This window comes from Burkholderia sp. MSh2 (assembly GCF_000731655.1).
GTDB lineage: Bacteria > Pseudomonadota > Gammaproteobacteria > Burkholderiales > Burkholderiaceae > Burkholderia > Burkholderia paludis.
In genome coordinates this window covers 45,340-65,245 of record NZ_JPGM01000022.1, presented here as the reverse complement: position 1 = coordinate 65,245, position 19,906 = coordinate 45,340, and the positions used below count along the sequence as shown (strand labels likewise).

Here is a 19,906-nt window from a genome sequence, read left to right as displayed (position 1 = left end):
CACGATGAACACGACCACCCTGACCTCGCACGAAGTCGCCCGCCCCAGCGCCGCGCAGATCCGGCGCATCATCTTCGCGGCATCGATCGGCAACGCGCTCGAATGGTTCGACCTGATCGTCTACGGCTTCTTCGCGGTGACGATCGCCAGGCTGTTCTTTCCCGCCACGAGCGAAGCGACGTCGCTGATGCTCACGCTCGGCACGTTCGGGCTGTCCTACCTGATCCGGCCGATCGGCGGCTTCGTGCTCGGTGCGTACGCGGATCGCGCAGGCCGCAAGGCGTCGCTGCTGCTGTCGATCGCGATGATGATGGCCGGCACGCTGCTGATCGCGCTGATGCCGACTTACGCGTCGATCGGCATACTCGCGCCGCTCGGGATCATGCTGTCGCGACTGATGCAGGGCTTTTCCGCGGGCGGCGAATTCGCGAGCTCGACCGCGTTCCTCGTCGAGCACGCACCGCAGCGGCGCGGCTTCATGTCGAGCTGGCAGTTCGCGAGCCAGGGCCTCGCGACGCTGCTCGCATCGGGCTTCGGCGCGCTGCTGACGGCCACGCTGACCACCGCGCAACTCGAAAGCTGGGGCTGGCGCGTGCCGTTCCTGTTCGGTCTCGCGATCGGCCCGGTCGGGCTGTACATCCGCCGCTACGTCGACGAAGGCGTCGAGTTCAAGGCGCAGGCCCGCTCCGAGGCGCCCGTGCGCGAATTGTTCGCGGATCAGAAGTTGCGGCTGCTGCTGTCGATCGGCGCGCTCGTGATCTCGACCGCGCTCAACTACATGGTGCTGTACATGCCGACCTACGCGATCCGGCAGCTCGGGCTGCCCGCGTCGACGGGCTTCGCCGCGACGCTCGCGACCGGCTTCGTGCTCACGCTCGTCACGCCGGTCGTCGGGCACCTGTCCGATCGCACCGGACGGATCCGCATGATGGCGGTCGCGGCCCTCCTGATGCTCGTCACCGTCTGGCCGACGTTCGCGTGGCTCACGCGCCACGCATCGTTCGCGGCAATGCTCGCGGCACTGGTGTGGATCGGCGCGTTGAAGGCGATGTACTGCGGCGCGCTGCCGGCGCTGATGGCCGAGCTGTTCCCGTCGCAGACGCGCGCAACGGGGCTCGCCGTCAGCTACAACACGGGCGTCACGCTGTTCGGCGGTTTCGCGCCGTTTGTCATCACCTGGCTGATCAGCGCGACCGGCAACCGGCTGGCGCCGGCGCTCTACCTGATGGGTTGCGCGCTGTTGAGCCTCGCCGCGCTGTTCGTCGCGCGCACGCGGCTCAAGATGCGGTAGCCGAACCGGCGGCGGTGCGGCGATCCGCCGCCGGTGCGGCCCGTTGCGGCATCGCTGCCGCACGGGCCGTGCGCCGTTTACGGCGCCGGGTTCGGCTGCAGTTCGTGCAGCGCGTCGATCTCGGCGAGCACCGCGTCGGACAGCTTCACGTCGATGCTGCCGATGTTCTCCTTCAACTGCTCGAGCGACGTCGCACCGATCAGGTTGCTGTGCACGAACGGCCGGCTGTTGACGAAGGCAAGCGCGAACTGCGCGGGCGACAGCCCGTGACGCCGCGCGAGCGCGACGTAGCGCGACGTCGCCTCGACCGCCTGCGGCTTGCTGTAGCGCTGGAAGCGCTCGAACAGCGTGATGCGCGCGCCGGCCGGACGCGCACCGTTCTCGTACTTGCCGGACAGCCAGCCGAACGCGAGCGGCGAATACGCGAGCAGCCCTACGCCGTCGCGATGCGTGAATTCCGACAGCCCGTTCTCGAACGTGCGGTTCAGCAGGCTATACGGATTCTGGATGCTGGCGATGCGCGGCAGCCCGAGCTTCTCTGCCGCATGCAGGAACTGCGCGACGCCCCACGGCGTTTCGTTCGACACGCCGATCGCGCGCACCTTGCCGGCCTTCACGAATTCCGCGAGCACGCCGAGCGTCTCCTCGATCGGCACCGTGTATGTGTCGTCGACCCACGGATAGGCAGGACGGCCGAACGTGGTCGTGCTGCGGTCCGGCCAGTGCAGTTGATAGAGATCGACGTAATCGGTCTGCAGGCGCTTGAGACTGCCGTCGAGCGCTTCGGTCAGGTTCCTGCGGTCGAACTGGTTGCCTTCGCCGCGAATATGGCGCGGATTGTGCGGCTGCCGCGCCGGCCCCGCGATCTTCGTCGCGAGCACGATGCGGTCGCGCTGCGCGCGATGCCGCGCAAGCCAGGTGCCGATGTATTGCTCGGTGCGGCCTTGCGTGTCGGGCTTCGGCGGCACGGGATACATCTCCGCGGCGTCGATCAGCGTCACGCCCTGCGCGATCGCGTAGTCGATCTGCTCGTGCGCGTCGCGCTCCGAGTTCTGCTCGCCCCACGTCATCGTGCCGAGACCGATCAGGCTGACCTCGATGCCCGAATCGCCGAGTGTGCGGTATTCCATGCTGTTCCTGTCGCGTCGGTGGAAAGCAGAAACGCTATCACACTGAAGCGGCCGCTTCAGACGGGCGCCGCGCAGGCTTACATTCCCCCTTCGACGCCGAAGCCGGCGGATACGCACCTGCGAGGACCGCCGCCCTGCCGTGGTCCGTTACTGCGGTCGCTGAATGAAACAGGTCGCCGACGCATGCGCGACGATCTTGTCGTCGGGCGTCTTCAGCGTACCTTCCGCCACGCCCAGCGAGCGCGACAGGTGAATCACGCGCCCTTCCGCGATCAGATCGACGTCGCGCGGCACGGGCCGCAGCATCTTCACGTGCAGATCGACCGTACCGTAGCCAACGCCCGCGTCGAGCATCGAATGTACCGCGCACCCCGTGACCGAATCGAGCACCGTCGCGGCGAAGCCGCCGTGCACGCCGCCGAGCGGGTTCAGATGACGGCCGTCCGCCCGCGCCGAAAACTTCACGTAGCCGAGTTCGACGTCCAGCGGCCGCATCGGGATCGTTTCGGTGATCGACGCGAGCGGCGCATCACCCGCGATCGCATTGCGCAGCAGATCGAGGCCGGACAGGGGAAGCGAATTCATCGGGTTGTCTCCGGATTGAAAGCGCGTCGTCGCGCTAGTAAGTTCTAAATTGGAACTCATTATCGACAGGGAGGCCGGCCGTTGTCAACGCGGCCGGGCCCGTCGCAACCGAAGGCGGGTTCTATAATCGAGCCCGCTATTTCGCTGAACCGCTGCAAGAGACTCGACGATGAAATGGGATGACATCGGCACGCTGAACTGTTCGGTCGCGCGTACGCTCGCCGTGCTCGGCGACCGCTGGACCATGCTGATCCTCCGCGACGCGTTCCTCGGCTGCCGCCGCTTCGACGCGTTCCAGGCACGGCTCGGCCTGACGCGCCACGTGCTGGCGGACCGGCTCGCGCGGCTCGTCGACGAAGGCGTGCTGATCAAGCACACGTACCAGGAGCGCCCGCCGCGCTTCGAATACCGGCTGACGGACAAAGGTCTCGACCTCTACCCGGCCCTGCTCGCGCTGATGGCGTGGGGCGACCGCTGGAAGAACGACGGCCAGGGTCCGCCCGTGCAACTGCGCCACCGCACCTGCGGCCAGCTGATGCATGCGGTCACCATCTGTTCTGCGTGCGGCGAACCGCTCGACGCACGCGACGTGCAGCCGGAGCCCGGCCCGGGATGGAGCGTACCCGGCGAAGGCGCGGCGCCCCCCGTCGACGATTGACGCATCGCGCGCCCGACCGCCTGACACACACCAATCGCGCGTACGTTCGCACTATTGCCGCGGGACGCACCGAGCCCGTCAGACTCCGTGCGTGCCCGACTTGCTCGATACCCTGCCGCCGCACTCGCCACCGCACGTCGCCCTCGGTCGCAGCCGGCACGCAAGCCGAACCGGATCGCACACGCGGATTGCGCACGACGCGATCCTTCTTCATGCGCCCCGCCACCGCCGACCGTTGCGATCACATCACTCAACCTGGCGAACCCTGCGCCGCCGCACGTGACCGGGCCGCCGCGTCTGCGTTACACTCACGGCCCGCTGTCTCGAAATTGTTCGCTGTCCAAGATGTTGTCGCGCAATCGCCTCGCCGCCGCCTGTCTCGCCGCCTCCCTGCTTGCCACACCGTTCGCCGCCTTCGGCAAGACGCAAAGTGAATCGCTGCTTCAGCAGGCGATCGACCTCGTGTCGCGATGGCTGCCGGCGCCCACCCACGAAGCCCCCGCGACACAGGTTGTCGAATCGGCGTTCTCGCCCGACGGCGGCGCCGAAGCGCTCGTGCTGAAAGCGATCGGCGCGGCGCGCAGCTCGATTCGCGTCGCCGCCTATTCGTTCACGTCGCCGCCCGTCACGCGTGCGCTGCTCGCCGCCAAGCAACGCGGCGTCAATGTCGAGGTGGTCGTGGACGACAAGGGCAATCGGGCCAAGAGCAGCAAGCAGGCGTTGAACCTGCTCGTCAATGCCGGCATCCCGACGCGCACGATCGACACCTATGCGATCCATCACGACAAGTACCTCGTGATCGACGCGGAGCACGTCGAAACGGGCTCGTTCAACTACAGTGCGTCGGCGGCCAGCCGCAATTCCGAGAACGTGGTCGTGGTCTGGAACAATCCGCAACTCGCGGCGCGCTACCTCGCGCACTGGCAAAGCCGCTTCGACCAGGGCGTGCCGTACCGCTCCAGCTACTGACGCACGTCGCGCGGCCGCGCATCGTTCGACATTCCGCCTTCAGTCGCCGCATTGCCGATGATCGGCGATGCGTGGCGCAAGCTTCAATTCGGCCGAATGGCCAGCACGGCGCCTGCTTATCGAACACCCCGCGCGACACTCCGCCACACTCAATGAATGCCGGGCATCCGTCCGGTCGCCACACCGGTGCGCGCCGCGGGCCCGCAGCGGCCCGCATGCCGGCCCAAGCCGTTCGCCGCAGGCGTCGACAAACCGCTCGCGCCGCCCGGCAGCGCGCTGCCGATACAGACCATGCCCAACGTCAGCGTGTCGTGAACCATCGGGTAGAGGAAATACAGCGCAAAAGCGAGATAGCCCGCGTACAGAATTCGAACCATGGTGCGATGGGATGCGATGAACGATTGGACTCGCCCTGTTTACGGCACTGCGCCCGGCACCTTGAGACGTCGCGCCTCCGGCTGCGCGCCCGACCGGAACGCAGGGCCGGCTGCGCCCGCCTCCAGCCGCGCGCGCGGCGATCCGGGCCGTGCCGAACACACCCGTCGCCGGGACTGTACGTTGGCGATGCACCGGATAATGCGCGATACTGTCCGGCATACGATCCCGAGCCCGGCCTGACAGCCGGGACAAAAGACAAGGCCCATGCAAATCGCACCGAAACCGGCCGATGAGGCGGCCCGGCTCGATACGCTTCATTCGCTCTCGATCCTCGATACGCCCCCCGAAGAGCGTTTCGACCGCCTGACGCGTCTCGCGCGCCGGCTGTTCGACGTACCGATCGCACTCGTCAGTCTCGTCGACGAGGATCGCCAGTGGTTCAAGAGCCATGCGGGGCTCGATGTCGCGCAAACGTCGCGCGATGCGTCGTTCTGCGCACACGCGCTGCTCGAGGGCCATACGATGGTGATCCAGGACGCGCTGAACGACGATCGCTTCCACGACAACCCGCTCGTCACCGGTGCGCCCGGCATCCGCTTCTACGCCGGCCGCCCGCTCGCCGCGCCGAACGGCGCACCGATCGGCACGCTGTGCCTGATCGACACGCGGCCGCGCTCGCTCGAACCCGACGAACTCGCGCTGCTCGGCGATCTCGCCCACATGACCGAGCGCGAGATCGCCGCGCTGCATTTCGCGACCACCGACGAGCTCACGCAACTGACGAACCGGCGCGGCTTCGAGATCCTGGCCCGCCACGTGCTGAGCCTGTGCGATCGCCTCGATCGTCATGCCGAGCTGCTGTTCTTCGACCTGAACGACTTCAAGTCGATCAACGACCGCTTCGGCCATGCCGAAGGCGACCACGCACTCAGGGCATTCGCCGACACGCTGACGGGCACGCTGCGCGACAGCGACGTGATCGCACGGCTCGGCGGCGACGAGTTCGTCGTGCTGCTGAGCGCCACCGAGCCGGCCGACCTGGCCGGGCCGATCGAACGCGTGACGCAGGCGCTCGCGCAGCGCAACGCGGCCGACGCCCGCGGCTACGCGATCCGGTTCAGCGTCGGGCATGTCGCCTACGATCCCGCGCACCATCGCGACGTGGCCGATCTGCTCGCGTTGGCCGACCAGCGGATGTACGAGGACAAGCAGCGCCGCAAGGCGGCCGGCGCATAGGCTCGGACGATCCGGGCGCCGGCGCAGGCCGCCGCCCGGCCGTTCAACGCCGGTTGCGCGGCTGCGTCAGTTGCCGCACGGCGGCGCGCTGGCCATGGCCTGCGCGATCTGCTCCGGCGTCAGGTCGCGCAGATGCGTCGCGATCGACCAGCGATGCCCGAACGGATCCTCGACCTGCCCGTAGCGATCGCCCCAGAACATGTCGGAAGCAGGCATCGTGACCGTCGCGCCGGCCGCGACCGCCTTCGCGATAGCCGAATCGGCGTCCGGCACGTACAGGTGCAGGCAGACCGCCGTACCTTTCAGCGCCTTCGGCCCGAACGCGCCGTGCTCGGGCATTTCATCCATCAGCATCAACGTCGAATCGCCGATCGCGAGGCACGCATGCGCGAGCCGGCCGTCGGGCGTCGCGAGGCGAAACCGTTCGTGCGCATCGAATGCCCGCGTGTAGAAGTCGATGGCCGATGCTGCGCCGGCGCAGATCAGGTGCGGCGTCAGCGTGCGCATCCCTTCCGGGATCGGTTTGGCGGACGTGGACATGGGTGTCGCTCCTTCGGTCAGTTGTCTTGTCGGAATCGGGACGCACGCACGAAGCGCACGCCTCCGATCCCACGACGAACGACCCCGACGGAAATCGACACGACGCCCGACATTTTTTCCGGAGTACGCGAGTGCGCGGATTCCCGGTATCGGGCGCCATCGGCCCGTTCGGTCGGCCGCCTCGATCATCCGGCCCCCGCGCCGGGCGATCGGCCCCGTCGCACCACCCGCCGTCTACGCACGACGAACGCATCGGGTATGGATCGCCAGGATCACGAAAGCCGGTGATGTTCCTGAAGCCTGTCGGCAGGCACGGATCGAGATCGGGAGAACGCATCGACGACGCGCGCAAACGCGCCTTCATCCGGGCAGAACAGTCACCATCGGCAATTTCAATTGCACACCTTGACGGTACCGTTGGTCGTGCATTGACCGGTGGACCAATGGCTCTGCCCTGCCAGATGAGGCGCCAGACCGTTGCCGCGAATCGGCACGGCGGGCGACGATGCCGGAACGGCCACGGCCGCCGACGCGGTCTCGGGCGACGGCAGCGGAGGCGGCGCGGACGCGGTCTGGCAAGCCGACAGCGCAAGACAGCACGCGGATGCCAACGGGGCGATGAGAGGTCTGGACATGGTCTCGTACGCGTTTGCGCCGCACGCCTCCGGCACCGACACCGGCTCGCCGGAAACACGCGGCCCGTCAAACCGTTCGGTGCAACCGGCAATGCGGGACGCCGATCGTCCGATACTACGCCTCCCGATCGACGCTGTGCGCGAGTCCGTTCGGCCGGGTCTCGCGAGCGCTACCGCCGGTCGCACCTGCCGCCGGCGCATGCCGCGCCGGTCAGATTTGCGGAAGATCGCGCAACGTGCGCGACTCGCTCGTCGCATCGATGTCGAGTTCGATGCCCTCCGAGGCATCGCGGTACAGCACGCGTTTCAGCCTGGGCCCGATCGCCGTGGCATCCGATGCCGAGAAGATCGCGCGAACGTCGTCGCCGGACGCGAGCGCCCGCGCGACGTCCGCCACCGGCGCCTCGCTCGGCGCCGCCGCCCACGATCGGTCGGCCGGATTCACGGCCGCCCAGCGCACATGCGTCACCCGCGCGCTGCGCGGATCGATACGCACACCATTCACCGCAAACATCGACATCGGCTTCTCCTTCGAACTTGTTGCGGCCCGCTGCGCCCAGGCGCGGGTCACGGACGGCCCCAGATCTCGCAGACGTTTCCCGCCGGGTCCGCCACGGAAATCGCCACCGTGCCGTCGCCGTAGTCCCACGCATTCAGGAGGCCGACGCTGCACGATTCAAGTCGCTCGACGGCTTGCGAAACGCACGCCACCTCGATCGCCAGCGCGATTCCATGACCGGTCGGCCGAAATTCCGGATACGGAAACTCGCCGCCCCGGCCCGTATGAACAGTCAGCGTCGCACCGCCCGCGACGAAGCGATGCCACGGATTCCCCGCGGCCGACACGCCGCTGGAATGCACCGGCAGCGCGAGCGCCAGACGATAGAAATCCACCACCGCCCGGAAACGATCATCCTCGACCGGCACCAGGATGCCCAGACTTGCAATCATGCGCGCTTCTCCAGCCAATGCGATTTTCGATGATACATTGGGGCGCTTTGCAACCGTCAACAGACAATCGTGTACGGGAGAAACACATGACCGACGCCTGGGGAACCTTCCCTGCCAGAATGGGCGACCATCAGGCCTTCATCAGCTTCAACCACAGCTTTGCGGAAATCGCGGAGGGCGATCCGCGCACGTCGCTGCTCAGCGTGCGCGTCCCGCTGGCACGTCCGACGCCCGAAGGCCTGCCGGCCGGCGACGAGTTCGCCGATCTCGCGAAGATCGAGGATCTGCTGGACGCCGCGATCGCCGCGAAAGGCGGCGTGCAGGTCGGCCGCATCACCGCCGACGGCAATCGGGATTTCCTCTTCTACGTGCCGTTCGACGAGGCCGAGGCGGCGGAAATCGTCGACGCGCTCGCCGAACAGACAACCTACTCGCTCCAGTACGCGCACCAGGACGATCCGGACAAGGAAGCGTACTGGCAAACGCTCTACCCGACCGACGACGACCGGCAGATCATGCACGACATGCAGGTGCTCGACGAATTGCGGAAGAAAGGCGACACCGCCAGCGTGAGCCGGCGCGTGATGCACTGGGCGTTCTTCCCTGACCCGAGCGACGCGCACCAGTTCGCGGACTGGGCGGAAGCGAAAGGCTATCCGGTCGAATCGGTCGCACCGACCGAAGACGGCAGATCGGCCGTGCGGTTTTCGCACGAAGGCACCATGGCACTGGCCGACATCACGCGCCATACGGTTGCGATCAGTCGCGAGGCGCGTTCGCTCGGAGGAGAATACGACGGATGGGAAACCAGCGTCGAACAGGCTGGCTGAGCGGTTCGGCGGAGCACGCCGCGCGCGCCGTGACGTGACGCATTCGATGTAAAAAATATCCCGGCGGCACTGCTGCACGCCGCCGGGACCAACGCATCGCCGGCCGGAACCGGCAATGGGCCTGAGGGTTCGCTCAGGCACGAGGAAAGCAATCCATGCGGATCAGGCGAACGGGTGCCGGGGTGCGCAATCGGTGCGATCACACGGCAGCCGGACGAACGCCTGTCCGGTTCCGCCGACGCGGCCTTTCGGCGTCGGACGGGCAAAAAGCCCCCGCTCCTGCGCGAGCGAGCGGGGAAACGGTTGACCGGGCCGGGGAAGAACGGTCAACCGGCCAGATTGTGAGCGTCGGTCGCGCAACGATCTGTGCGGCAACTCACCATTTGGTGACAATGTCGCCGCGACCGGCAACCCTGCACGGCGCCCGTAGCGCGCCGACGTGCCCGGGCATGTCGAAGATGGCGTGATATTTCTGCCGGCCGCACCGACAACAAATCGGTCGACGGTATTTTCGTATCTGCCTTATTCGAGCCCCATTGCATGACAATGCCGAGTGCCGCTGCCAACGCAAGGAATCTTGCCGGCCGTCGTCACTTTTCTTCCTTTCATGTCCGCCGTTGTATTTTGTTTTGATTCAAGCCGATATTTTCTGGCCCCGGCGCAGTGTCCGGTAACGCGCAAGTATTGTCAAAGCAGCGATACTCTATTTTTTCATCACTGCAATTTCAACTTCATTTCCGTTTGTCGCATTGCACCTGAAGGTGCTTCTCGAACACCTCAACCCGCACCATGACAATCCTGTTTCGTCATTTGGCGAGTCAGTTGGAAAGCCAATCGGCGATCGCCTCGATCCAGTCGAGATCGGCGACGATATCAAGGACAGTTTCACTGACGCCTTCGGCCGTCGATCCGTCCGTCGACACTGCTCCGGAAGCCGCCGCGCCCGCCTTCGCGATCCCGGCCGACGCTCCGGAACGTGGATCGGCAAGCTGCTCGAGCCAGTCGACGATATTGGCGCGCGCATCCTCTTCATCGGCGAAGTCATGCCGCTCGAGAAAGCGGTCGAACGCGCCCCACGCAAGCGCCTGGCTCCGCGAACCGGATGCGAGATGCCAGTCGACAACGCGTGTACGGCCTGATTCTCCGATTTCGAGCGTCGCGGTGAAACAGTAATCGAGATACTCGATTTCAAGTTTCGATGCCATGGGTTTCTCCAGTCAATCTGCCCTCTCGGCTCTTATGACAATCCGCATGCACGTCACTCCTGAACGTGTCGTCAATCCTGCATGAATTTTGCGCGCACGTCATTCCAGGCAGCAGTATCGCGATATTCCCGCAACTCGTCGATATCAACCGCCGGACGCATGATCGAGGCCGGATTGCCAACGACTCGCGCCGCGCTTTCGCTCGCGACGCCGGTTTCGCTGCGAGTCGCGTCGTTTTCCCGTTCCGGGTATCGACCTGCTCCGCCGTTGGGTTCGGACTGCTAGACTTTAACCACGAAGACCGCTTGCGACACCAGAGGGACTCATGGCAATCGCCCGCATACACCAGAACGGCATGGAGGTCTGGATTATCCGGCTTCCCGGGCATGCCCCCTACGCCTATGCACACCTGAAACGGGTATTCGCGTCCGACGACTCGCGACATCGCGTCGTGACGATCGACGTGAAAAAATTGCTGGCCTGCGCCGACCGCGACACGACGGATTACGTGCTGCCGTCGGTTCAGTACTGGGCCCCTGGAAAAGCCGCCGGAATTCGCGAATTCCTCGATCCGGGCCAGGACAGGATTCCCGACATGCCGTTCATCACGTTTCGCGAGACCCGAACCCGGACACTGCTCGGCATCCCCGGCCTGTCGAAAGTCGGCGTCGTGTCGTTCCGCAACGGCCAGCATCGCGCGCGCTATCTTGCCTATGCCGGCGCCACGGCGCTGCCCGTCGAGGTGCACGAGACGGAGGCCGATCTGCTCGTGCGGTATTGCGGCGAATGACCGCGACGCACGTTCGGGGTTCGCCCGGCATCCCGGCGCGGCCGCATGTCGCGCGTTCCGGCCTGCGGATGCCGCCGGCGGGCCGCTAGGCCTGTATCACGTAGATTCGATCGGTGACCTGCGTCCTGCCGATACGACCCGTTTCGATCCCCGCCGGTTGCCAGCCGTTGTGCTCGTAGAAAGCGATCGCGTGCCGGTTACCCTCCAGCACCCGCAGTTGAACCTGGTCCACGCCGAGCGTTCGCGCCCATGCGCGAACGGCTTCGATCATGCGTTTGCCTGCCCCGCTTCAGTGATGCGAGGGATGGACATGCAGGCAGTCGAGCAGCACGCCGGCCTCAGGATCGACCGGGCGCTCGGCACTGACGAAGCCCACCGGCTCGCCATCCGACTCCACGATCAGCACGAGGCCCCACTCGCATTCGTCGCTGCGCCACCGAACCGCGTGTTCCGCCGGCACCTCGTCGGACAGATAGGCCGCCGGCAGGATATGGCTGTATGCGGTTTGCCAGCTCAGCGTGTGCAGGCGCGCGATGCGATTTGCGTCGTGCGTTGTCGCGGCGCGTAGCGTGATCGGGGTTTCCGGCATCGTGGGCCACTCCTTCTGCTCGTTCTCGTGATCGGGACGTCTCGTCGCGAATATACCGCGCATGACGGCATGCACCGCTCGACTTCGCCGTGCTCGCGCGATGCTCCGTCGGCGCAGTTCGTTGCCGCTGCAACGGCGCGTCGGCAAAAAAAATCCCGACACCACCATTGGTCGTCGGGATCGAACGGCCCAGCAAAGCATGAGGGCACGAGGAAGTCGATACATTACACGAACGTAAGACTGTTGCGCTTTGTCGATTTTCGCCAGGCTCCTGTCCTGTTCCGCCATTCAGGCTGCGGCTTGCCGCCGTAAACGAAAAAAGCCTGCTCGCGCGACACGCGAGCAGGCAAGGAAACGGATCAGCATTCGAGGCACGAGGGCTGTCCATAAAAGATAACGGCACGACGCGCACAAACCTTAGCCGGAACAGCAAACTGCACAAGATCGCAGCCGGATACCGCCATACAATCTTGCGTTGCGGTTGCTTTGGTGCAACCCGGCTGCAACCCGGCGTTATGCTGTCGTTCCGCGTCCGGGCCCATCGGCAATCGCCTGCATTTCGGCCCGGGTTGCCGACAGCGCATTCCGCCGTCGAAGCGGTCGCATCCGGCTCACTCCGACGTCGAATCGACGCAACCCGCACTCATCACCGCAGAGGAACCATGTACGTCTTGATCTATATCGCAGCAGTCGCTGTCGCGAACCTGATGGTCGCTCACTTCGGTCCCGCTGCCACACCGATCATCGCGTTCCTTCTGATCGGACTCGATCTCGCGATCCGGGATCGACTCCACCTCGACTGGCGCGGCCGCGCGCTCTGGTCGCGCATGTTTGGGTTGATCGCGGCGGCTGGCGTCGTCAGTTACATGCTCAATCCCGCGGCCAAGGAGATCGCCCTTGCATCGCTCGTGGCATTCGGATCGGCAGCCGTAGCGAGCGCGATCGTGTTTCAGCTCGCGCGGCGCTTCCCGATACTGGCACGCGCAAACGGCGCGAACGTCGCGGGTGCCGCAGTCGATTCCCTCATCTTTCCGCTGATTGCATTTGGAGCGGTTTTCCCGACGATCGCCGCGTTGCAATTCGTCGCCAAGGTGGCGGGCGGCGCCTTGTGGTCGTGGGTGGTTTTTCGAAATACGCGAACGGCCCAGGCGGGGATCGCGGGCAACGTAGTCGATCGTTGAAAACGGACGGGGTGCCGGGAGGCAATCGTTGGTTGACGAGGTCGTTGTCGGTTCGTCAGTTGTTCAAGACCGGCCACTTCCGTGCCGCATAGACGGAGAACCAGTGGCGCATCCACCAGATCGTCGCGATGCCCACCATCACGCCCGCACCGATGTCCGCCAGGTAGTGACCGCCGACCGAGAACGTCGATACCAGCATCAACCCGTTCAGCCCCAGTGAAACGCCAAGCAGCACACGAAAGTTGCGCACGACGTAAATCAGCATCAGGGCAAGCACCGCGTGGAAAGACGGCATCGAGACGATACCCTGGACCGCGAAGGGATCGATGACCTTCAATTCTCCGCGTCGGACATGATAAAAATCCGTCACTTGCGACACGGTGCCTGGATCGGTAATGCCGAAATGGGCAAACGGACTGGCGGCCGGATACAGGGCGGCGACAGGCAGCACAATCAGCAGCGAAACGACGAAAATCAGCATCATTTCGCACAGCTCCTGCCTTCTTCGCAGCAGCCCGAACAGGAAGCAATAGACGATCATCTGGATGAATGCGCTTCCGTATGCAATTCGCAATATCGGCTGCAGGCGCTTGTATTCACCGATCCAGCGATACGTTTTCAGCCAGTCGAATCCGACAGACCGCTCCCAGCCCAGCAGTACGTCCTGCACCGCAGGCCTGCCGAGTGCCGCAGCGACATATGAGGCAATGGCGGCTGCCTGCCCATACACCGCTATCGTCAACAGGCAGAAAATGGCGAGCGCCAGATCCCGACAGCGGAGACGTTGCGCAACGGAGCGATAGCGTTGAATACGCTCGACATTGAACAGGCAGCAGCACAACAGGGCTGATATCACACCCAGCTTCGCAAACCGGGGAAACCAGTCGGGTCTGATGGACAATCCGACCGAACCCATCGTCGTGAAATCGATCGTGAACACGGCGGCTATCAGCATCCACGCAATCGCGTACGACGCCCAGATTTTGTGTTTCACCCCGGCCCCCGACGAATAATTATTCGACAAAGTCTATCCCATGGGTTTCCGAGAAAAAAGGTCGCTCGGCCTGCCCCGCTTCGGCGCGGTCTTGGTCGCCGGCTCGCCGGCAGACAACTGCGGCATTGCTGTGTCGGCACCGACGTTCGTCGTGGGACCCACTCGTCCGGTCGCCCGGTCGCTGGACTTCGGCAATCGCTGAAGGTCGTGCGCAGGTGAAGGAGTCGTACCTTCACGATTGCGAAGCGGACCAGGCACGCATCGATACGCGTCTGGCATGTGGCGATTTCCGGATCGCATCGACAACGTGTGCGGGCACGGCTGAAACGCGGAGCGCGTAGGTGTGGGCCGTCGAATTCAGCAGGAACGCCGCCGGGTACGACGCAGCGAGACGCAACTGCACAGCGGAACGGTCGCCCCGGCCGACTTCAAGGTGGTAACGAACATGCCGAGTTCGCCGGCAACCGCAAGATTGAATTTCTCGACTGACCGTGGCTGCAGGTCGATTGGATGGCCGGACACATTCGCATGCAATGGCGTGGCGATGCCATCGAGCAGATCGAAATCACACTGCCGTTCGCCACATGATCCCGATCTGCAGCGACAAAGGCATATAGCTACGTCTTTATGACGCAATACGGCTTGCACTACGCGCGCGGCGACAGCACGCCGCGTCGACGATCGAAACGAATCGCAATGCGGAAAGCACCGTGAATTCCATTTTTGGAATGCCAAAACAAAAACGGCACTGTCTTTTTGGACAGTGCCGTTTTTCACTACTTGATACCGCTTGGAATTCTTTGGGGTGGCTGATGGGACTCGAACCCACGACGACAGGAATCACAATCCTGGACTCTACCAACTGAGCTACAGCCACCACTGTTTTACTGCCTTTCTTTCTTCGCTGCTCTGTTTCAGCAGCGAAGAACAAGATTATACGAAGTCTTTTGAATCTTGCAAAGCTTTTTTTTCAAAAATTTCTTCGGCTTCGTTCAGATGCGCGCGCGCCTCGTCGAACACGGCCAGATCGCCGCGCGCGAGCTTCTTGTTGTCGGACAGCACGCGACGCCAGCCGCGTGCGCCGGGCATGCTGCGATACAGTCCGAGCGCGTGCCGCACGATCGCGCCGAGATAGGTGCCGCGCTTCAGTTCCGCCGCGCAGTATTCGATCAGCAGCGCCTCGGCCTCCTCGCGCGTCCGCGACGCCGCGGTCGATCCGTAGAAGCGCGCATCGACCTCCGCGAGCACATACGGGTTGTGATACGCCTCGCGGCCGAGCATCACGCCGTCGACGTGCTCGAGATGCTGCTCGACCTCGTCGAGCGTCTTGATGCCGCCGTTGATGACGATCTCGAGCGCCGGAAAATCGCGCTTCAACCGATACGCATAGTCGTACTTGAGCGGCGGGATCTCGCGATTCTCCTTCGGCGACAGCCCCTTCAGGATCGCATTGCGAGCATGCACGACGAACGTTTCGCAACCGGCCTCGGCCACCGTGCCGACGAAGTCGCGCACGAACGCGTAGTCCTCGACCGCATCGACACCGATCCGGTGCTTGACCGTAACCGGCACCGAGACCGCATCGCGCATGGCCTTCACGCAGTCGGCAACGAGTTGCGGCTCGTTCATCAGGCACGCGCCGAACGCACCGCGCTGCACGCGCTCGGACGGGCACCCGCAATTCAGGTTGATCTCGTCGTAGCCCCACTGCTCGCCGAGCTTCGCGGCGCGCGCGAGATCGTCGCGCTCGCTGCCGCCGAGTTGCAGCGCGACCGGCGATTCGTTCGGCGTGAACGCGAGATGCCGCTGGGCGTCGCCGAACAGCAGCGCGCCCGTCGTGATCATCTCCGTATACAGCCACGTATCGCGCGTCAGCGTCCGGTGGAACGAACGGCAATGACGATCGGTCCAGTCGAGCATGGGCGCGACGGATACGCGGCGGGGAGGAAGCGAAGACGGCGGTACGGACATGGATTTCGGGCGACAGGCCAGACGGCGCGGAAACAACCGGGCATTTTACCGCAACACGGGCCGAGCCTGCCCGGCATGTGCACTATCCGTCGCCCAGCTCCGCATCGACCGCCCGCCGGGCCTCGTCGAGCACCCGTTCGAGCACGCGCCGTTCGGTCAGCAACATCCCGTCGACCTTGACGAGGCGCCAGTCGATCCGCACGTTCTCGCCCTCGAGCACACGATAGTGCGCATGCTCGCCGTTCCACACCTGCTCGGTCTTCACCTCGATTTCAAAGCCGCGGTACGGCTCGCTGAAATCGCCGAGGTCGCTGCCTCTCGGTTCCATCGCACGCTCCGTGGCGACGCAGCACCAGGCCGCCCGCGCAGCCGGCGCCGCACGCTCAGTCGTATTCGTCGGACAAGAAGGACCGGCCATCGGCCGTCAGGTCGACCCGGTCGGCCGTCGCCTGGTAGATCAGCCCCTCGTTCAGCAACGCATAGACGACGTCGTCGAACGCGGCAGGAACCGGCCGGCTTTCGCCGAACTGGTCGATCCACTTCAGCGCCTCGATGGCTTCGGGGGAAAGGATGGGGGTCATGCATTGGCCTCCGGCATCGGTGTCGTTCCATCCTAGCACTTCGGCCGGACGTCGAATACCAAGGCAAGCACAACGCAAGCGCCGGGCGGCGCCAACGGGCAGGCTGCCCGCGGCACCGCACCGGCACGGGACACCCGGGCTCAGAGGCGCGCGATCGATACTTCCGTCGATTTCACGAGCGCAACGACCTCCGCGCCGACCTTCAGTTCGAGTTCGTCGACCGAACGGGTCGTGATCACCGACGTGACGATGCCGAACGGCGTCTCGACGTCGACCTCGGAGACCACGGACCCGCGGATGATCTCCTTGACCTTGCCCTTGAACTGGTTACGTACGTTGATTGCAGTGATGCTCATCGGGTTGATCGCTCCGAAGAAAAAAGTCTCAGAACGGGCGGCCTGCGCCGCCCGGATTTAAACGGCCCAGCGGATCTGCCCGACCGGTCGAACGCTGTCTGCCTGATGCTCCACGGGCTGGTCGGCCGCGCCGGGTCCGCCGGCGAGCACGCGTTTCAGCACGCGATCCTCCAGTGCCGCGAACGCGGCCGATGCGCGGGCGCGCGGCCGGTCGAGCGGCACCGGCTGGTCCAGCGCCACACGCCCCTGCTCGATCAGCAGGATGCGGTCGCCGAGCGCGACAGCCTCCTGCACGTCGTGCGTGACGAGCAGCGCGGTGAACCGGTGTTCGCGCCACAACCGCTCGATCAGCGCATGCATCTCGATGCGGGTCAGCGCGTCGAGCGCGCCGAGCGGCTCGTCGAGCAACAGCAATTGCGGCCGGTGCACGAGCGCGCGGGCCAGTGCGACGCGCTGCCGCTGTCCGCCCGACAGTTGCGCGGGCCAGTCGTTCGCCCGCTCCAGCAGGCCGACTTCGTCGAGCACCGCGCGCGCCTGGTCACGCGCGCCGCGCCCGAGGCCCAGCATCACGTTCTGCAGCACGGTCTTCCACGGCAGCAGGCGTGCATCCTGGTACATGATCCGCGTATCGAGTTCGCCACCGCCGTCGCCGCGCGTCACGAGCGCGCCGCTGCTCGGCTGTTCGAGCCCGGCGACGAGACGCAGCAGCGTCGACTTGCCGCAGCCGCTACGGCCGACGATCGCAACGAAGCTGCCGCGCGCGATGCCGAGCTCGACGTTGTCGAGCACCGTGCGCGTGCCGAAGCGCTTGCTGACACCCGACAGCGTCACCGCATCGTCGGTTGCCGGGCCGCCGGGCCGCCGCCGCGCGAGCGGGACGACCGAGGCGCTGCCGTCACGTTCGAGGATCGCCGCGTCTCGCGCGTCGCCGTCCGCAACGCGCGCCTGCGCAAGCTCGGCCTCGAGATCTGCGCCGGCAAGCGGGCCGTAGGCGGCCGCCGAAGTCGTCGCATTCATGCCTTTGCTCCAGATTGATAGGCGGGGTGCCAGCGCAGCGTCACGCGCTCGAGCCATTTCGCCAGCACGTCGGCCAGCTTGCCGAGCACCGCGTACAGCAGGATGCCGACCACCACCACGTCGGTTTGCAGGAATTCACGTGCGTTCATCGTCATGTAGCCGATACCCGACTGCGCGGAGATCGTTTCCGCGACGATCAGCATCACCCACATCAGCCCGAGCGCGAAGCGCACGCCGACGAGAATCGACGGCAACGCACCCGGCAGGATCACGTCGCGGTACAGCGCGAAACCGCGCACGCCGTAGCTCTTCGCCATCTCGATCAGGTTCGCGTCGACCGAGCGGATGCCGTGATACGTATTGATATAGACCGGAAAGAACACGCCCAGCGCGACGAGGAACAACTTCGCCTTCTCGTCGATGCCGAACCACAGGATCACGAGCGGGATCATCGCGAGCGCCGGGATGTTGCGGATCATCTGGATCGTCGAATCGAGCGCGACCTCGGCCGCCTTCGACAAACCGGTCGCGAGCCCGAGCGCGAGGCCGACGCCGCCGCCGATCGCGAAACCGAACAGCGCCCGCCACGTGCTGACCTTCACATTCGCCCACATTTCACCGGAGGTGACGAGCGACCACGCCGCCCGCACGACCGCAATGGGCTCGGGCAGCACGCGGGTCGACAGCCAGCCGGTGCGCGCACCGACTTCCCATACGATCAGCAGCGCAAGCGGCACGAGCCACGGCGCAACGCCGCGCCATGCGCGGGCGGCCACCGCCGCCCCCGTCACCGACGTTTTCGTTGTCATCCCAGACCTCCTGTCGCTCAGCTCTGCGCGGCTTTCGGCAGATAGCTGTTGCCGACGATTTCGCCGAACGGGCCCGACAGCGGGCCGGTCGCCTTCGATGCAGCGCCGCCCTTGATCAGCGGGAACACGAGTTCCGCGAAACGGTACGACTCTTCCAGGTGCGGATAGCCCGACAGGATGAAGGTCTCGATACCGAGATCCGCGTATTCGCGCATGCGCTCCGCGACCTGCTCGGGATTGCCGACGAGCGCGGTACCCGCACCGCCGCGCACGAGGCCGACGCCGGCCCACAGGTTCGGATACACCTCGAGCGCGTCGCGGCCGCCGCGCTTGCCGCCGTGCAGCGCGGCCATGCGGCGCTGGCCTTCCGAATCCATGTTCGCGAACGCCTTTTGCGCACGTGCGATCGTTTCATCGTCGAGCCGGCTGATCAGGCGTTCCGCGTCGCGCCACGCTTCGTCCTCGGTTTCGCGCACGATCACGTGCAGCCGGATGCCGAACTTGATCTTGCGGCCGCGCGCCTCGGCACGGGCACGAATATCGGCAATCTTCTTCGCGACGGCCTCGGGCGGCTCGCCCCAGGTCAGGTAGGTGTCGATGTGATCGGCCGCGATCGCATGCGCGGCCGGCGACGAACCGCCGAACCACAGCGGCGGATGCGGGCGCTGCACGGGCGGATAAAGCGCCTTGCCGCCCTTCGACTGCAAGTGCTTGCCGATGTAGTCGAAGCCGCCGTTGTCGTGCGACGCGGACAACAGGCCGCGCCAGATGTTCAGGAAGTCGTCGGTGATTTCGTAGCGCGTGTCGTGATCCGCGAACAGGCCGTCGCCTTCGAGCTCGGCGGCATCGCCGCCCGTCACGACGTTGATCAGCAGGCGGCCGCCGGACAGACGGTCGAACGTCGCGGCCATGCGCGCCGACAGCCCCGGCGATGCGATGCCGGGACGAATCGCAACCAGGAACTTCAGACGCTGCGTCGCCGGAATGAGGCTCGACGCAACGACCCACGCATCCTCGCAGGAGCGGCCGGTCGGCAGCAGGACACCCTCGTAGCCGAGCGTATCGGCCGCAACCGCGACCTGCTTGAAATAATCGTAATCCGCGGCGCGTGCGCCTTCGGCCGTGCCGAGATAGCGGCTGTCGCCATGCGTGGGGATAAACCAGAACACATTCATCTGCTGCTCCTGCTTGACTGTCCTTGCCGAAATTT

General features: G+C 65.3%; 23 protein-coding genes, 1 tRNA gene and 1 pseudogene. 7 read left to right on the top strand and 18 right to left on the bottom strand.

Annotation, left to right across the window (positions count from 1 at the left end; all coding sequences use genetic code 11):
* Nucleotides 1–4: 4 nt before the first annotated feature.
* Nucleotides 5–1,291 (top strand): MFS transporter, encoded by a 1,287-nt coding sequence (locus tag GQ57_RS15020; protein WP_031398617.1) that lies wholly within the window; start codon nt 5–7, stop codon nt 1,289–1,291.
* 77 nt (nt 1,292–1,368) lie between these two features.
* On the opposite strand, the gene GQ57_RS15015 is transcribed toward GQ57_RS15020, so the two are convergent.
* Both GQ57_RS15015 and GQ57_RS15010 read right to left on the bottom strand, forming a co-directional pair.
* A complete protein-coding gene (locus tag GQ57_RS15015; RefSeq protein WP_034198246.1) occupies nt 1,369–2,421 on the bottom strand; it encodes an NADP(H)-dependent aldo-keto reductase in 1,053 nt (350 codons plus the stop codon).
* Between the two features lie 147 nt (nt 2,422–2,568).
* Nucleotides 2,569–3,006, bottom strand: a complete 438-nt coding sequence (locus GQ57_RS15010) for a PaaI family thioesterase (protein ID WP_031398615.1) — start codon at nt 3,004–3,006, stop codon at nt 2,569–2,571.
* A 169-nt stretch (nt 3,007–3,175) separates the two neighbouring features.
* On the opposite strand from GQ57_RS15010, the gene GQ57_RS15005 reads away from it, so the two are divergent.
* Together GQ57_RS15005 and GQ57_RS15000 are read left to right on the top strand one after the other, a co-directional pair.
* A complete protein-coding gene (locus GQ57_RS15005; protein ID WP_034198245.1) occupies nt 3,176–3,664 on the top strand; it encodes a winged helix-turn-helix transcriptional regulator in 489 nt (162 codons plus the stop codon).
* A 345-nt stretch (nt 3,665–4,009) separates the two neighbouring features.
* Nucleotides 4,010–4,633 carry a phospholipase D family nuclease gene (locus tag GQ57_RS15000; protein ID WP_034198244.1) on the top strand — a complete coding sequence of 208 codons (624 nt, stop codon included), beginning with the start codon at nt 4,010–4,012 and terminating at the stop codon, nt 4,631–4,633.
* A gap of 149 nt (nt 4,634–4,782) precedes the next feature.
* On the opposite strand, the gene GQ57_RS14995 is transcribed toward GQ57_RS15000, so the two are convergent.
* Nucleotides 4,783–5,010: a hypothetical protein gene (locus GQ57_RS14995; RefSeq protein WP_034198243.1), complete on the bottom strand. Its 228-nt coding sequence runs from the start codon at nt 5,008–5,010 to the stop codon at nt 4,783–4,785.
* Between the two features lie 265 nt (nt 5,011–5,275).
* Between GQ57_RS14995 and GQ57_RS14990 the strand changes: the two genes are divergently transcribed.
* Nucleotides 5,276–6,247, top strand: a complete 972-nt coding sequence (locus GQ57_RS14990) for a GGDEF domain-containing protein (RefSeq protein ID WP_031398611.1) — start codon at nt 5,276–5,278, stop codon at nt 6,245–6,247.
* Nucleotides 6,248–6,313: 66 nt separating this feature from the next.
* Here the strand turns inward: GQ57_RS14990 and GQ57_RS14985 are convergent, their stop codons facing one another.
* From GQ57_RS14985 to GQ57_RS14975, 4 genes are all read right to left on the bottom strand, one after another.
* Entirely contained in the window at nt 6,314–6,787 is a 474-nt protein-coding gene (locus GQ57_RS14985; protein WP_031398610.1) for a VOC family protein, read from the bottom strand.
* Nucleotides 6,788–7,179: 392 nt separating this feature from the next.
* Entirely contained in the window at nt 7,180–7,422 is a 243-nt protein-coding gene (locus tag GQ57_RS44260) for a hypothetical protein (RefSeq protein WP_081896662.1), read from the bottom strand.
* 211 nt (nt 7,423–7,633) lie between these two features.
* Nucleotides 7,634–7,942, bottom strand: coding sequence for a hypothetical protein (locus GQ57_RS14980; RefSeq protein WP_031398609.1), 309 nt, complete (start codon nt 7,940–7,942; stop codon nt 7,634–7,636).
* Between the two features lie 47 nt (nt 7,943–7,989).
* Nucleotides 7,990–8,433, bottom strand: coding sequence for a VOC family protein (locus GQ57_RS14975; protein ID WP_152603256.1), 444 nt, complete (start codon nt 8,431–8,433; stop codon nt 7,990–7,992).
* 26 nt (nt 8,434–8,459) lie between these two features.
* Between GQ57_RS14975 and GQ57_RS14970 the strand changes: the two genes are divergently transcribed.
* Nucleotides 8,460–9,203 carry a DUF695 domain-containing protein gene (locus tag GQ57_RS14970; protein WP_034198242.1) on the top strand — a complete coding sequence of 248 codons (744 nt, stop codon included), beginning with the start codon at nt 8,460–8,462 and terminating at the stop codon, nt 9,201–9,203.
* Between the two features lie 818 nt (nt 9,204–10,021).
* Here the strand turns inward: GQ57_RS14970 and GQ57_RS14965 are convergent.
* Nucleotides 10,022–10,408 (bottom strand): hypothetical protein, encoded by a 387-nt coding sequence (locus tag GQ57_RS14965; RefSeq protein WP_031398606.1) that lies wholly within the window; start codon nt 10,406–10,408, stop codon nt 10,022–10,024.
* 325 nt (nt 10,409–10,733) lie between these two features.
* Between GQ57_RS14965 and GQ57_RS14960 the strand changes: the two genes are divergently transcribed.
* Nucleotides 10,734–11,198, top strand: a complete 465-nt coding sequence (locus tag GQ57_RS14960) for a plasmid fertility inhibition factor family protein (protein WP_031398605.1) — start codon at nt 10,734–10,736, stop codon at nt 11,196–11,198.
* Nucleotides 11,199–11,283: 85 nt separating this feature from the next.
* Here the strand turns inward: GQ57_RS14960 and GQ57_RS44255 are convergent.
* A pseudogene (locus GQ57_RS44255) lies at nt 11,284–11,787 on the bottom strand (GNAT family N-acetyltransferase).
* A gap of 662 nt (nt 11,788–12,449) precedes the next feature.
* On the opposite strand from GQ57_RS44255, the gene GQ57_RS14950 reads away from it, so the two are divergent.
* Complete coding sequence (locus GQ57_RS14950; RefSeq protein WP_031398604.1) at nt 12,450–12,968, top strand: VUT family protein; 519 nt, start codon at nt 12,450–12,452, stop codon at nt 12,966–12,968.
* Between the two features lie 55 nt (nt 12,969–13,023).
* Here the strand turns inward: GQ57_RS14950 and GQ57_RS14945 are convergent, their stop codons facing one another.
* From GQ57_RS14945 to ssuD, 9 genes are all read right to left on the bottom strand, one after another.
* Nucleotides 13,024–13,962, bottom strand: a complete 939-nt coding sequence (locus tag GQ57_RS14945) for a phosphatase PAP2 family protein (protein WP_081894886.1) — start codon at nt 13,960–13,962, stop codon at nt 13,024–13,026.
* A gap of 801 nt (nt 13,963–14,763) precedes the next feature.
* Nucleotides 14,764–14,839, bottom strand: a tRNA-His gene (locus GQ57_RS14940).
* 56 nt (nt 14,840–14,895) lie between these two features.
* Nucleotides 14,896–15,882: a tRNA dihydrouridine(20/20a) synthase DusA gene (gene dusA / locus GQ57_RS14935; protein ID WP_034198241.1), complete on the bottom strand. Its 987-nt coding sequence runs from the start codon at nt 15,880–15,882 to the stop codon at nt 14,896–14,898.
* Between the two features lie 133 nt (nt 15,883–16,015).
* Nucleotides 16,016–16,261 (bottom strand): hypothetical protein, encoded by a 246-nt coding sequence (locus tag GQ57_RS14930; protein WP_031398601.1) that lies wholly within the window; start codon nt 16,259–16,261, stop codon nt 16,016–16,018.
* A 55-nt stretch (nt 16,262–16,316) separates the two neighbouring features.
* Entirely contained in the window at nt 16,317–16,514 is a 198-nt protein-coding gene (locus GQ57_RS14925) for a hypothetical protein (RefSeq protein WP_031398600.1), read from the bottom strand.
* Between the two features lie 140 nt (nt 16,515–16,654).
* Complete coding sequence (locus tag GQ57_RS14920; protein WP_006476104.1) at nt 16,655–16,870, bottom strand: TOBE domain-containing protein; 216 nt, start codon at nt 16,868–16,870, stop codon at nt 16,655–16,657.
* Between the two features lie 57 nt (nt 16,871–16,927).
* The gene (locus tag GQ57_RS14915; protein WP_034198240.1) at nt 16,928–17,887 is read right to left on the bottom strand and encodes an ATP-binding cassette domain-containing protein; all 960 of its coding nucleotides are present in this window, start codon (nt 17,885–17,887) and stop codon (nt 16,928–16,930) included.
* Nucleotides 17,884–18,696, bottom strand: coding sequence for an aliphatic sulfonate ABC transporter permease SsuC (gene ssuC / locus GQ57_RS14910; protein WP_034198239.1), 813 nt, complete (start codon nt 18,694–18,696; stop codon nt 17,884–17,886). Before ssuC ends, GQ57_RS14915 begins: the two co-directional genes overlap by 4 nt.
* Before the next feature lie 17 nt (nt 18,697–18,713).
* Nucleotides 18,714–19,871, bottom strand: coding sequence for an FMNH2-dependent alkanesulfonate monooxygenase (ssuD, locus tag GQ57_RS14905; RefSeq protein WP_031398597.1), 1,158 nt, complete (start codon nt 19,869–19,871; stop codon nt 18,714–18,716).
* Nucleotides 19,872–19,906: the final 35 nt, after the last annotated feature.